The following is a 12,964-nucleotide window of genomic DNA, read 5'->3' on the forward strand; positions in this document are numbered from 1 at the left end:
GCCGAGAGGGGGGTAGCGCGAAATGCGGGAAATGCGGAAATCAGCGCTGAGGCCGCGGAATCGGGCTCAAGCCGCGCTGATGCCGTCGACAAGAATGAGGTTGCGGTCGAGCGCCTCGTCACGGACCGCCAGCGCCGAGGCGTACTCGGCCGATCGGTACCAGGCGCGCGCCCGTTCGAGGTCGGCGAACTCGACCACGATGATCGTGCGCGGCGCCCAGCTTCCCTCCAGCGCCTCGATCGATCCACCGCGGACGAGGTAGCGGCCGCCGTACTGCGCGATCGAGGCCGCTGCGCGCGTCCGATAAGTCTCGAACGCCTTGGCGTCCTTCACCGTCACGTCCGAGATGAGATAGGCGGCCATCGCGGCGCCTCTAGCGGCTGTCCATCTTGAGCGCGGCGATGAAGGCCGACTGCGGGATCTCCACGTCGCCGACCTGGCGCATGCGCTTCTTGCCCTTCTTCTGCTTCTCTAGGAGCTTCTTCTTGCGGCTGATGTCGCCGCCGTAGCACTTGGCCAGCACGTCCTTGCGCAGGGCGCTGATCGTCTCGCGGGCGATGATGCGTCCGCCGATCGCCGCCTGGATGGCGATCTTGAAGAGCTGGCGGGGGATCAGGTCCTTCAGCCGCTCGCAGAGCGCGCGGCCGCGGCTCTCGGCCTGGTTCTTGTGGGTGATGATCGAGAGCGCGTCGACCGGCTCGCCATTCACCATGATGGTGAGCTTCACCAGCTCGCCTTCCTCGTAGCCCACCATCTCGTAGTCGAAGCTGGCATAGCCGCGCGTCACCGACTTCAGCCGGTCGTAGAAGTCGAACACCACCTCGTTCAGCGGCAAGCGGTAGACCGCCATGGCGCGCGATCCGGCATAGGTGAGCTCGATCTGCTGGCCGCGGCGCTCCTGGCAGAGCGTCAGCACCGAACCGAGATGCTCGTCCGGCGTCATGATCGTGGCCTTGATCCACGGCTCCTGCATGCTCTCGATGTGCATGGGATCGGGATAGTCGGCCGGATTGTGCAGCTCGCGCTCGGTGCCGTCGGTCATCCGGAGCTTGTAGACGACGGACGGCGCGGTGGTGACGAGGTCGAGGTCGAACTCGCGCTCCAGCCGCTCCTGCACGATCTCGAGATGCAGGAGGCCCAGGAAGCCGCAGCGGAAGCCGAAGCCCAGGGCGGCGCTCGATTCGGGCTCGAAGTGGAACGAGGAGTCGTTCAGCCTGAGCTTGGACAGCGATTCGCGCAGCTGTTCGAACTCGGCGGCGTCGGCCGGGAACAGGCCGCAGAACACCACCGGCACCGAGGGCTTGAAGCCCGCCAGCATCTCGGTCGCGGGCTTACGGTCGTCGGTGATGGTGTCGCCGACCTTGCAGTCGGCGATGGTCTTGATGCCGGCGATGATGAAGCCGACCTCGCCCGGCCCCAGCTCGGCCACGTCCTTGGGCTTGGGCGTGAAGACGCCCACCTTGTCGAGATCGTACGAGGCCGCCGCCGCCATCATGCGGATGCGCATGCCCTTCCTCAGCACGCCGTCCTTCACCCGCACCAGCGTCACGACGCCGAGGTACGGGTCGTACCAGCTGTCGACCAGCAGGGCCTTGAGCGGCGCGTCGCGGTCGCCCTTGGGCGGCGGCAGGCGCTTCACCATCGCCTCCAGGAGATCGTCGATGCCGAGGCCGGTCTTGGCCGACACCTTGACCGCCTCGGATGTGTCGATGCCGATCACGTCCTCGATCTCCTGGCAGACCCGCTCAGGCTCGGCCGAGGGCAGGTCGATCTTGTTCAGGACCGGGATGATTTCGTGGTTGGCGTCGATCGCGTGATAAGCGTTGGCCAGGGTCTGCGCCTCCACACCCTGGCTGGCATCGACGACCAGCAGCGAGCCCTCGCAGGCCGCCAGCGACCGGCTGACCTCGTAGGCGAAGTCTACATGGCCCGGCGTGTCCATGAGGTTCAGCACGTAGGTCTTGCCGTCTAGCGCGGTGTAGTCGAGCCGCACCGTCTGCGCCTTGATGGTGATGCCGCGCTCGCGCTCGATGTCCATGGAATCGAGCATCTGGTCGTGGAACTCACGCTCGCTCACCGCGCCACAGCGCACCAGCAGCCGATCGGCCAGCGTGCTCTTGCCGTGGTCGATATGGGCGATGATCGAGAAGTTACGGATCAACGACAGGTCGGTCATTTCATACTCTTTTGGAGCGCGGGCCCCCGGCCCGCTCATGAAGCGGGCCGCAGGCCCGCGCTCCGATGATTCCTAACCACGCAGTGTAGCACCGGTAGCCTTGGCGACTTGTGACACGATCTTGGCACTCGCCGCCTCAATCTCCGCGTCGGTGAGCGTGCGCTCGACCGGCTGCAGGGTGACCGTGAGCGCGATCGACTTCTTGCCGGGCGGCACGCCCTTGCCCGTGTAGACGTCGAACACGCGGGCCGCCGTCACCAGCGCCTTGTCGGCATTGCGCGCGGCGCGCACCAGCTTGTCGGCATCGACGTCGCTGTCGACGATGAAGGCGAAGTCGCGCTCCAGCGGCTGGAAGGCCGACAGCACCAGCTTGGGCCGGGCCTTGGTCGCCTTGGCCTTGGGCAGCGGCGGTGCATCGAGGAACACCTCGAAGGCCACGACCGGCCCCTTGAGGTCGGCGCCGGCCGACAGCTCGGGATGCAGCTCGCCGAACTGCGCCATCACGCGATCGCCGAGCTTCAGCACGCCCGAACGGCCGGGATGGTACCAGTCGGGTGCGCCCGACTGGGACGAGAGATTGTCGACCGGCGCGCCGATGGCTACCAGCACGGCGAGCGCATCGGCCTTGGCGTCGTAGGCATCGACGGTGCGGGCAGGACCGGCCCAGTTGCGCGGCACCGCCATGTTGTGCCGGATGCCGGCCGCCACAACGCGCTGGCCGGTCGGCGTCGCGTCCTTGTACTGCGGCCCGACCTCGAACAGCGCCGGGTCGGCCAGCCCGCGCGCCTCGTTGCGCCGGGCGGCGTCCAGGAGGTTGGGCAGGATCGAAGGACGCATGGTGTCGAGCTCGGCCGCGATCGAGTTCAGCAGCCGAAGGTCGGCCTGACCGCCGCCGAAGCGCTCGGCCTGCTTCAGCGGCAGGAACGACCAGGTCACGGCCTCGTTCAGGCCGCGCGTGGCCAGCGCCCGGCGCGCCAGCGGCACGCGGCGCTGCATGGGATCGCGCACCGGCTTCGAGGTCGGCGACAGGCGCGGCAGCGAGGTCGTCGGGATGTTGTCGAAACCCCAGACGCGCGTCACTTCCTCGACCAGGTCGGCTTCGCCGACAATATCCGGCCGCCACGACGGCACGGCCGCCGTCCACGGGCCATTGCCTTCGACGACGAAGCCCAGCTTGCCCAGGATCGCCGCGGTCTCGGCGGCCGGCACGTCGATTGCCGTCAGTGTCTTCACGCGATCGGGGCGCAAGGTGAAGCTGCGCTGCCAGTGGGGCATCACGCCGCTCGAGACGATCTCGCTCGTCTCGCCGCCGCACAGCTCCAGGATCAGGCGCGCCGCCACTTCGGCGCCCCACCAGACCGATTGCGGATCGATGCCGCGTTCGAAGCGATAGCGCGCATCCGAGAAGATGCCGAGCTTGCGGCCCGACGCGGCGGTGCGGATGGGATCGAAGTAAGCCACTTCGAGGAACACCTCGGTGGTGTCCTCAGCGACCCCGGTATCCTCGCCGCCCATGATGCCGCCGATGCCGTGCACGCCCTTGGCGTCGGCGATGACGGCGATCGACGGATCGAGGGTGTAGGTCTTGCCGTCGAGCGCCAGCGTCTGCTCGCCCTCGCGCGCCTGGCGCATCACCAGGTCGCCGGCGAGCTTCTTGGCATCGAACACATGCAGCGGCCGGTTGAGGTCGAAGGTCACCAGGTTGGTGATGTCGACCAGCGCCGAGATTGGCCTGAGACCGATCGCCTTCAGCCGGCGCTGCAGCCAGTCCGGCGAGGGGCCGTTCTTGATGCCGCGGAAGTGGCGGCCGACGACGATGGGGCAGGGGCTGTCGGGCACGGCCTCGTAGCCGTGCGTCCACTTGATCGGGCTTTGGTAGGTGCCGGCGATCTTGTCCGCCTTCATCGGCTTCAAGGTGCCGAGCCCCGCCGCCGCGAGATCGCGGGCGATGCCGTGCACGCCGAGGCAATCGGCGCGATTGGGCGTCACCTTGATCTCGATCACCGGATCGTCGAGGCCGAGCGCCTCGGCCGCCGGCGCGCCGGTCGTGGCCTCGGCCGGCAGGTCGATGATGCCGCTATGGTCCTCGCCGAGCTGCAATTCGCGGAACGAGCAGAGCATGCCGTTGCTGTCCTGGCCGCGGATCTTGCTCGCCTTGAGATGCAGGTCGGTGCCGGGGATGTAGCTGCCGGACGGCGCGAAGATGCCCTTCATGCCGGTGCGCGCGTTGGGCGCGCCGCACACGACCTGGACGACGCCGGAGCCGGTATCGACCTTGCAGACGCGCAGCCGGTCGGCGTTGGGATGCTGCACGGCCTCGACGACGTAGCCGACGACGAAGCCCTTCAGGGCCTCGGCCGGATCGGTGATACCTTCGACCTCGAGCCCGAGCATGGTCAGCCCGTCGCGGATCTCGCCGAGCGACGCGGTCGTGTCGAGATGCTCCTTCAGCCAGGAAAGCGTGAACTTCATCGTCCCAGCCCTCCGGTCAGCGATGGCCATTCCAGCGCCGAGAAGCCGTAGTGGCGCAGCCAGCGCAGGTCGGACTCGAAGAAGTCGCGCAGGTCAGGGATGCCGTACTTCAACATGGCGATGCGATCGATGCCCATGCCGAAGGCGAAGCCCTGGTAGACCGCGGGATCGAGCCCGCAATTGGCGATCACGTTGGGATGGACCATGCCCGAGCCCAGGATCTCCAGCCACGAATCGCCGGCGCCAATCTTGAGCTCGCCGCCTTTCCACGAGCAGCCGATATCGACCTCGGCCGACGGCTCGGTGAACGGGAAGTAGGAGGGGCGGAAGCGCAGCGGCAGGTCATCGATCTCGAAGAAGGCGCGGCAGAAATCGACCAGGCAGCCCTTCAGATGGCCCATGTGCGTCGTGCGGTCGATCACCAGGCCTTCGACCTGGTGGAACATCGGCGTGTGCGTGGCATCGTTGTCGATGCGGAAGGTGCGGCCGGGCACGATGATGCGCAGCGACCCGCCGTCGGCCAGCATCTTCTGCACGCCCTTGTCGAGCATGGTGCGCGCCTGCACCGGCGACGTGTGGGTGCGCAGCACCATGGGCGTGCCGTCGGGACGCGATGGCAGATAGAAGGTGTCCTGCATCTGCCGCGCCGGATGGTCGGGCGGGATGTTGAGGGCGGTGAAGTTGTGCCAGTCGTCCTCGATGTCGGGACCCTCAGCCCAGGTGAAGCCCATCTCGCCAAAGATAGCGGCGAGCTCGTCCATCACCTGGCCGATCGGATGCAAGGTGCCCTGCGCCTCCGGACGGGCCGGCAGGCTGATGTCGATCTTCTCATTGCCGAGCTTGGCCGCCAGCGCCGACGCGCTGAGGTCGCTCTTGCGGGCCTCGAGGGCCGCCTCGATCTCGCCCTTGAGCTGATTCACGCGCGCACCGAACTCGCGACGCTGGTCGGGGGCCATGCCGCCCAGGGTCTTCATCAGGCCGGTGATGCTGCCCTTCTTGCCCAGCGCGGCCACGCGCGCGGCATCGAGGGCGGCAAGATCGGCCGCCTGGCTCACGGCGCCCAGCGCCTCGCTGCGAATCGTCGAAAGGTCGTCCATTGCTTCACTCACTTCCGAACCCGACACGAAAAAAGGGAGCCTGCGGTCCAGGCTCCCTCTTTGCGATCCTTATCCGAGCACCCCGGTGGGTGCGCAGACATTACTTGAGGGCGGCCTGGGCCTGTTCCACCAGGGCCTTAAACGCCGCCGGCTCCCGCACCGCCAGATCGGCCATGACCTTGCGGTCGACCTCGATCCCGGCCTTCAGGATGCCGTTCATGAACTGCGAGTAGGTCATGCCATGCTCGCGGGTCGCGGCGTTGATGCGCTGGATCCAGAGGCCCCGGAACGTGCGCTTCTTGTTGCGCCGGTCGCGATAGGCGTATTGCAGGCCCTTCTCGACCTTCTCGATGCCGACGCGGAACGCCAGCTTGGCGCGGCCGCGATAGCCCTTGGCGAGCTTCAGGACCTTCTTGTGACGAGCGTGTGCAGCCACGCCCCGCTTTACGCGTGCCATGGTGGACTACCTCTCGTACGGGAAGAAGTTGCGCTTGATGATGCGCGTGTCGGGCTCGGACACCAGGGTCATGCCGGTCTGCTGGCGCAGGAAACGGTTGCCCCGCTTGGTCATGCCGTGGCGTTTGCCGACGACGCCATGCTTCACTTTGCCGGATGCCGTGAAGCGAAAACGCTTCTTGGCCCCGCTCTTGGTCTTCATCTTGGGCATTTTCGTTCCTTTTCAAAGGGTTACACTAGGCGGCCGAGGCAATGCCCTATACGGCCAGGCCGCCGAAGAACGGGGCTTATAGCGGCGGCAGGAAGGCCACGCAAGCGCGGCCGATCTGGCCCGGAAATGGCACATTCGGCGGTGGAACAGAGGATTTAGCATGAGACTGGCAGGCAAGGTGGCGCTGGTGACCGGCGCGCAGCAGGGCATCGGGGCGGCGATCGGCCGGGCGCTGGCCGGGGAGGGGGCCGACGTGGCGCTCACCTGGCTCGACGACGAGCGCGGTGCGCGGGCGGTCGCGAATTACGTCCGGCAGGCCGGCCGGCGCGCCCATCTCATCAAGGCTGATGTCGCGAAACTCGCCGACATCGAGGCCATGGTGGCCGAGACCGTGGGCGCGCTCGGCGTGCCCGACATCCTGGTCAACAACGCCGGCGTCTATCCGCGCGTAAAGTTCCTCGAGATGCGCGAGAGCGACTGGGATTACGTGCTCGACATCAACCTGAAGGCCGGCTGCTTCGCCGCGGTCGCAGTCGCCAAGGTGCTGATCGCGGCCGGCAAGGGCGGCTCGATCATCAACCTCTCCTCGCAGGCCATGCGCGGTGCGGTGCGCGGCGTGCACTACAGCGCGAGCAAGGGCGGCGTGGTGTCGATGACCCGGGCGATGGCGCTCGAGCTCGCGCCGCACAACATCCGGGTCAATGCCATCGCGCCCGGCACGACCGACACCGCCCAGCCGCGCTACGGCAACACCGACGCCGAGCTGGTCGAGATGGCCAAGGCGACCATCCCGCTCGGCGGCAAGCTTTTAGCGCCCGACCAGATCGCACGCAGCGCGGTGTTCCTCGCGTCAGACGAAGCCGACGCCATCACCGGGCAGGTGCTGCACGTCAACGGCGGGTCGTACATGGCATAGCTGGAACGAACGCGGCTTCCAGGCGTTACATCGCATGGAGGCGACGACCGGCCATGAGGACTGCAGCAATTGCCCTTATCACGGTTCTGGGCGCCGCCCCGGTCGGGGCACAGTCGGAGGCGCCGGCCAATTCTTCCTCGAACCAGTCGGCTGCTGTTTCGTCGAGCTCCGAGAAAGTGCGCGACAATCCGGCGGCGCAGTACGTCCTGGTGAAGACGGTGGTCGGCCAGGTGATGGGTGTGGTCGACGCGCGTGCCAAGCCGGTCGAGCCTGAAGGCTACAACCTCCTGAAATACTGCTGGACGGCAGAGAACGTGCTGGGCGACTGGGCCGAGCGCGCAGGCCTCACCGGCGCGATGGTCGTGCGCGCTCTCGAGACGCGCTCGTGGCAGCGCGACCTGGCGCGCGCCGGCTATCCCGAGGCGCCGACGGCCGAAGCGATCGGCCACTACGAGGCGATGCTGGTGAGTGCGGGCTTCACCGACGCCGCCCGCTCCCACGCGGTCGATGCGCTGATCGTGGAGCTGGTCGGGATCAGGCAGAAGACGCCGGGGGCGGCGCAGGTCCGTGCGATCCATCGCTGTGATAGCCAGCAGCGGTCGCTGGCACTCAACTACACGACGGCGCCCGAAGACGGCCGCGCCCGGTTCATGCCTTACGTGCTGCACCAGATCTGCCAGGCGCAGCAGCTCAACCCGGATGACCAGATCCGCTGCGACTACTGGATGTATGGAAAGACCGGCAAACCAATGTCGTTCGCCGGCGAGACCGTCTACAGCGTGCGCTGGCTCGACGGTTCGACGGCGAATGGACGGTTCGATCCTGAGCAATCGCGCAGCGCCGGAACCGTGACGCTGCGCCTGCGTCCCCCGAAGGCGACGAAGTAACTACTTCGGCGCGACTACTTCGGAGCCAGAACCATGATCATCTGCCGGCCTTCCATGCGCGGCATCGATTCGATCTTGGTGAGCGGGTCCATCTCGCCACGGACGCGGTTCAACACTTGCAGGCCGAGCTCGGAATGGACCATCTCGCGGCCGCGGAAGCGCAGGGTGACCTTCACCTTGTCGCCTTCCTCGATGAACCGCTTCATGGCGCGCATCTTCACTTCGTAATCGTGGTCGTCGATGTTCGGGCGCATCTTGATCTCTTTGACCTCGATGACCTTCTGGTGCTTACGCGCCTCGTGCGCCTTCTTTTGCGCTTCGTATTTGTACTTGCCGTAATCAGAGATCTTGGCGACCGGCGGGACCGCATTGGGGGAGATCTCGATCAGGTCGAGACTGGCCTCCTCTGCCATGTCGATTGCCTCGCGGGTGCTGACGACGCCGACCATATCGCCATTCTCGTCGATCAGTCGGACTTGCGGCGCCTTGATTTCGCCGTTGACGCGCGGACCCTCGCGGGTGGGCGCGCTTTGTTGGGCAGGTCTGGCTATGGCTTCATTCTCCTTCGTAAGAGCTCCGGTTTGGAGCGGGGATGCGAGACACGGCCGCCCTAGAAGGGCGGCCGCGCCTCTTCAGAAAGTTTAGTGACGGCGGCCCCGAGTTCAAGGACCTCCTGCTTTTCCGAGCCCAGGCGGCGGACGGCAACCGTCTTGCCCTCCATGTCGCGGCGCCCGACGGCAAGGATCAGCGGGACGTGGGCCAGCGAATGCTCGCGGACCTTGTAGTTGATCTTCTCGTTGCGCAGGTCGAGGTCGACCCGCATACCGGCAGCGCGAAGCTTGGCTGCAACTTCTTGGGCATAGGAGTCGGCGTCGTTGACGATCGTTGCCACTACCGCTTGCGTCGGCGCCAGCCACAGCGGGAACCGGCCGGCATAGTGCTCGATGAGAACGCCAATCATGCGCTCGAAGCTGCCGAAGATGGCGCGGTGCAGCATGACCGGGACCTTGCGGCTGCCGTCCTCGGCGACGTAGCTCGCCCCCAGGCGCTCGGGCAGCATGAAATCGACCTGCAGCGTGCCGCACTGCCAGTCGCGGCCGATCGCGTCGCGCAGCACGAATTCCAGCTTGGGCCCGTAGAAAGCGCCCTCGCCGGGGTTGAGGATCAGATCGACGCCGGCCGCCTTGGACGCCGACTTGAGCGCGCCCTCGGCCTGGTCCCAGATCGCATCCGAGCCGATGCGCGTCGGCGGCCGGTCGGAGAACTTCACGAAGTAGTCCGGGAAGCCCAGGTCCTTGTAGATCGACTCGAGCAGCTGGCAGAACCGGATCGTCTCCGCCTCGATCTGGCTGCCTTCGCAGAAGATGTGGGCATCGTCCTGCGTGAAGGCGCGCACGCGCAGGATGCCGTGCAGCGCGCCCGACGGTTCGAAGCGGTGGCACGAACCCATCTCGGCCATGCGCAGCGGCAGCTCGCGGTAGCTGCGCAGGCCTTGATTGAAGATCTGGATGTGGCACGGGCAGTTCATCGGCTTCAGCGCGAACATGCGCCGCGCCGGGTCGTCGACGAACTCCTTCAGGCCTTCCTCGTTTTCGCTGAGATACATGTTCTCGCGAAAATTCGACCAGTGGCCCGACTTCTCCCACAGCCGCCGGTCGTTGAGCTGCGGCGTCTTCACCTCGACGTAGCCGCCAGCCTCGAGCTTGCGACGCAGGTAGTTCTCGAGCGTGCGCCACAGCGTCCAGCCCTTGGGATGCCAGTAGACCATGCCGGCTGCATCTTCCTGCTGATGGAAGAGGCCCATCTCCGGACCGAGCCGGCGATGGTCACGCTTCTCGGCTTCCTCGATGCGGTGCAGGTAGGCCTTCAGGTCCTTGTCGGAGAAGAACACCGTGCCATAGACGCGCTGCAGCTGGGCGTTGTTGGCATCGCCGCGCCAGTAGGCGCCCGACACCTTCGTCAGCTTGAACGCCTTGCCGAGCTTGCCCGTCGAGGGCAGGTGCGGACCGAGGCACATGTCGAGCCAGTCGCCCTGCTTGTAGACCGAGATCTCCTCGTCCTTGGGCAGTTCGTCGGCCCATTGCGCCTTGAAGCTCTCGCCATGCTTCAGGAAGTAGTCCTTGATCTTGGCGCGGTCCCAGATCTCGCGCGTGATCGGCAGGTCGCGGTCGACGATCTCGGCCATGCGCTGCTCGATCTTGGCGAAGTCCTCGGGCGAGAACGGCTGCTCGCGCACGAAGTCGTAGTAGAAGCCGTCCTCCGTCGCCGGGCCGAACGTGATCTGCGTGCCGGGATAGAGTTCCTGGACCGCCTGGGCGAGCACATGCGCCGCGTCGTGGCGCAGCAACTCCAGCGCCTCGGGGTCGCGCGACGTCACGATGCCGATCTTGGCGTCGCGGTCGACGACGTGGGCGAGGTCCTTCATCTTGCCGTCGACGCGCAAGGCCAGCGCCGCCTTGGCGAGGCCGGGGCCGATCGAGGCAGCGATATCGGCGCCGCTCACCGGTTTGTCGAACGATCGGACCGAACCGTCCGGTAAGGAAATATTAATCATGGTAACCACCGAATAAGAAGATTCCGAACACAGCTCATGCGCCGACGCGAAGTGTCGGCGGCGAGCGGCCGGGAAGCGGCACGAGTGCGCGCGCCCGGCCGAATCAAGTTCGAACGGTGGTCGTGATAGCTGGAGCGGTGAAAAACCGGCGTTCCATGGGCCTGGAGATAGATGCGGCTTGGCCGTTAGTCAATGCCCGCCGCATCGTGTGGTTGCACTGCGGCAGCGGTGAATCAGCCCAAACGCTCGTAAAGCTGCAGCAATTGGCGGTTGGCCTGGGCAAGGCCATAGCGGCTGCGCACCTGCTCCTGGGCGGCGCGAGCGACCTCGACACGCCGCTCGGTGCTGAGCGACAGCGCGCTCTGCAGGGCCTCGGTCAGCGCCGCCGGGTCGCCTGCCGGCGCCAGCCAGCCGGTGACCCCGGGCAGCACCGATTCGACCGCGCCGCCGCCGTCCTCGGCCACCACCGGGCGGCCCATCGCCTGCGCCTCGACCAGGGTGCGGCTGAACCCCTGGCGTGCGCCGCCGGTCGCGACCACGACGTCGGCCAGCATGTAGGCCGCCGGCATGTCGTCGACATAGGGGCCGATCTGCATGCGGCCGGCCAGATCGGCCGCCACGATGCCGCGCTCCAGTTCGCGCTCGAACGCCGTCGGCGCACCGACCGAACCCAGCAGCAGGCAGAAGACGTCGTCGCGACCTAGGCGCTTCACCGCCTCGATCAGGATCTTCTGCCCGCGATCCTCGTCGAAGCGCGCCGGGCAGAGAATGAGATGGCTGCCGTCCGGCACGCGCAGCTCGGAGGCGAGCTTGATCACCCGGTCGGCGCGCACGATGGTGGGATCGAAGCGGTCGAAGTTGATGCCGGGTGGAATCGTCTCCAGGCGACCGTCGAGCGTCGGGAAGCGTTGCAGCGCATCGCGCGCCACATGCTCCGACACGGCGATCACCGCGTCGGCGCGCGCCTGCCGGCGCTCGACGAAGCGCTCGGCGATGCCGTCGGCGAGGAAGGGCGTGTGCAGGGTCGCGATCCACTTGATGCCGAGCCGCCGCGCCAGCGCCCGCGCCACCCAGGCCGTGTTGGGCGAGCGCGCCTGGATCAGCGAGACGCGCGCTTCGCGAAGGCTCGAGGCGAGCTTGCCGGGCAGCATCAGGCGGCCCCACAGCGGATGGCCGCCTTCGGGCAGCTCGAGATGCGTGGCGCGCAGCCTGAGCAGATCGGGCACCATGGCGCCGCCCGGCGAGGCGACGATGGCCGAGCCGCCGGAAGCGATCACGGCTTGCGCGGCGTCGAGCGTGGCGCGCGCCAAGCCGCCGCCGGCGAGGGTGGGAACGATCTGCAGGAGAGTCGGGTTGGCGGGCACGTCAGCTTGGCGGAGGGTTGATTGTTGTGGCAGGTAACACGGGATGACCAGCGACGATAGAGTGCAAAGACTGCGGCGTCCTGACGGCAACACCGTTGCCTATGCGACGACATCCGGTCGCACGCCGACTGTGGCTTTCCTGGGCGGTTTCCGTTCCGACATGACCGGCACCAAGGCGATGGCGCTCGAGGATTGGGCGCGGCGAACCGGCCGCGCCTTCGTGCGCTTCGATTATCTCGGCCATGGCCAATCGTCGGGCCGCTTCGAGGATGGCACGATCGGGCGCTGGCTCGACGATTCGCTTGCCGTGCTCGACCAGCACACCGAGGGCAAGCTGGTGCTGGTCGGATCGAGCATGGGCGGCTGGCTGTCATTGCTGGCAGCGCGGGCGCGGCCCGAGCGTTTGGCCGGCCTGGTGCTGATCGCGGCAGCGCCCGACTTCACCGAGCGCATGCTGTTGAAAGGCCTGTCGCCGGAAGATCGCGAGCGTCTGGAGCGCGACGGTCGGCTGGAGCGCCAGTCGCAATATTCGCCCGAACCGTCGGTCTTCACCTGGAAACTGATCGAGGAGGGGCGCAATCATCTCGTGCTCGATAAGAAGCTCGCCTTGCCCTGTCCGGTGCGCCTGCTGCACGGCCAGAGCGACCCGGACGTGCCGTGGGAATACTCGCTGCAAATCGCAGACCACATGGAAGCGCCCGAGGTGATCACAACGTTGATCAAGGGCGGCGACCATCGCTTGAGCACCCCCGCCGACATCGCGCGACTCATCGCGACCGTCGAAGAACTCTTGCCGGACCGCGGGCCTCCAGGCCCGCCTCATGACTCATG

General features: G+C 66.8%; 12 protein-coding genes. 3 read left to right on the forward strand and 9 right to left on the reverse strand.

The genetic code is table 11. From position 1 onward, the window contains the following. Window positions 1–66: 66 nt before the first annotated feature. From RSO01_RS43000 to rpmI, 6 genes are all read right to left on the reverse strand, one after another. On the reverse strand, window positions 67–363 hold the full coding sequence (locus tag RSO01_RS43000; protein ID WP_147156763.1) for a DUF1330 domain-containing protein: 297 nt from the start codon (window positions 361–363) through the stop codon (window positions 67–69). A 10-nt stretch (window positions 364–373) separates the two neighbouring features. Continuing rightward, the gene (gene lepA / locus RSO01_RS43005) at window positions 374–2,176 is read right to left on the reverse strand and encodes a translation elongation factor 4 (protein WP_147156764.1); all 1,803 of its coding nucleotides are present in this window, start codon (window positions 2,174–2,176) and stop codon (window positions 374–376) included. 72 nt (window positions 2,177–2,248) lie between these two features. Then, a complete protein-coding gene (gene pheT, locus RSO01_RS43010; RefSeq protein WP_147156765.1) occupies window positions 2,249–4,648 on the reverse strand; it encodes a phenylalanine--tRNA ligase subunit beta in 2,400 nt (799 codons plus the stop codon). Next, window positions 4,645–5,745: a phenylalanine--tRNA ligase subunit alpha gene (gene pheS / locus RSO01_RS43015; protein ID WP_147156766.1), complete on the reverse strand. Its 1,101-nt coding sequence runs from the start codon at window positions 5,743–5,745 to the stop codon at window positions 4,645–4,647. The genes pheT and pheS overlap by 4 nt, the downstream gene beginning before the upstream one ends. Before the next feature lie 100 nt (window positions 5,746–5,845). Beyond that, window positions 5,846–6,202 (reverse strand): 50S ribosomal protein L20, encoded by a 357-nt coding sequence (gene rplT / locus RSO01_RS43020; protein WP_147156767.1) that lies wholly within the window; start codon window positions 6,200–6,202, stop codon window positions 5,846–5,848. Between the two features lie 6 nt (window positions 6,203–6,208). Further along, a complete protein-coding gene (rpmI, locus tag RSO01_RS43025) occupies window positions 6,209–6,412 on the reverse strand; it encodes a 50S ribosomal protein L35 (protein WP_092821911.1) in 204 nt (67 codons plus the stop codon). Between the two features lie 160 nt (window positions 6,413–6,572). Between rpmI and RSO01_RS43030 the strand changes: the two genes are divergently transcribed. Beyond that, complete coding sequence (locus RSO01_RS43030; RefSeq protein WP_147156768.1) at window positions 6,573–7,328, forward strand: SDR family NAD(P)-dependent oxidoreductase; 756 nt, start codon at window positions 6,573–6,575, stop codon at window positions 7,326–7,328. A 53-nt stretch (window positions 7,329–7,381) separates the two neighbouring features. Then, window positions 7,382–8,215: a hypothetical protein gene (locus RSO01_RS43035; protein WP_147156769.1), complete on the forward strand. Its 834-nt coding sequence runs from the start codon at window positions 7,382–7,384 to the stop codon at window positions 8,213–8,215. 14 nt (window positions 8,216–8,229) lie between these two features. Here RSO01_RS43035 and infC read toward each other — a convergent pair whose 3' ends face one another. From infC to RSO01_RS43050, 3 genes are all read right to left on the reverse strand, one after another. Next, window positions 8,230–8,766, reverse strand: a complete 537-nt coding sequence (gene infC / locus RSO01_RS43040; protein WP_092821907.1) for a translation initiation factor IF-3 — start codon at window positions 8,764–8,766, stop codon at window positions 8,230–8,232. 59 nt (window positions 8,767–8,825) lie between these two features. Then, the gene (gene thrS / locus RSO01_RS43045) at window positions 8,826–10,769 is read right to left on the reverse strand and encodes a threonine--tRNA ligase (protein WP_147156770.1); all 1,944 of its coding nucleotides are present in this window, start codon (window positions 10,767–10,769) and stop codon (window positions 8,826–8,828) included. 233 nt (window positions 10,770–11,002) lie between these two features. After that, window positions 11,003–12,133 (reverse strand): glycosyltransferase, encoded by a 1,131-nt coding sequence (locus RSO01_RS43050; protein WP_170303798.1) that lies wholly within the window; start codon window positions 12,131–12,133, stop codon window positions 11,003–11,005. 61 nt (window positions 12,134–12,194) lie between these two features. Here RSO01_RS43050 and RSO01_RS43055 point away from each other — a divergent pair. Continuing rightward, window positions 12,195–12,964 (forward strand): alpha/beta fold hydrolase (locus RSO01_RS43055; protein WP_246159200.1); only part of this gene is annotated, 770 nt, incomplete at its 3' end.

Origin of the sequence: Reyranella soli, assembly GCF_007992495.1 — a bacterium.
GTDB classification, from domain to species: Bacteria; Pseudomonadota; Alphaproteobacteria; order Reyranellales; family Reyranellaceae; genus Reyranella; species Reyranella soli.

What these genes read in the sequence shown, in the direction of transcription:
- RSO01_RS43035 (WP_147156769.1), top strand. Translation starts at nt 7,382, where the DNA reads ATGAGGACTGCAGCAATTGCCCTTATCACGGTTCTGGGCGCCGCCCCG.
- pheS (WP_147156766.1), bottom strand. Translation starts at nt 5,745, where the DNA reads ATGGACGACCTTTCGACGATTCGCAGCGAGGCGCTGGGCGCCGTGAGC.
- RSO01_RS43000 (WP_147156763.1), bottom strand. Translation starts at nt 363, where the DNA reads ATGGCCGCCTATCTCATCTCGGACGTGACGGTGAAGGACGCCAAGGCG.
- rplT (WP_147156767.1), bottom strand. Translation starts at nt 6,202, where the DNA reads ATGGCACGCGTAAAGCGGGGCGTGGCTGCACACGCTCGTCACAAGAAG.
- pheT (WP_147156765.1), bottom strand. Translation starts at nt 4,648, where the DNA reads ATGAAGTTCACGCTTTCCTGGCTGAAGGAGCATCTCGACACGACCGCG.
- RSO01_RS43030 (WP_147156768.1), top strand. Translation starts at nt 6,573, where the DNA reads ATGAGACTGGCAGGCAAGGTGGCGCTGGTGACCGGCGCGCAGCAGGGC.
- rpmI (WP_092821911.1), bottom strand. Translation starts at nt 6,412, where the DNA reads ATGCCCAAGATGAAGACCAAGAGCGGGGCCAAGAAGCGTTTTCGCTTC.
- lepA (WP_147156764.1), bottom strand. Translation starts at nt 2,176, where the DNA reads ATGACCGACCTGTCGTTGATCCGTAACTTCTCGATCATCGCCCATATC.
- thrS (WP_147156770.1), bottom strand. Translation starts at nt 10,769, where the DNA reads ATGATTAATATTTCCTTACCGGACGGTTCGGTCCGATCGTTCGACAAA.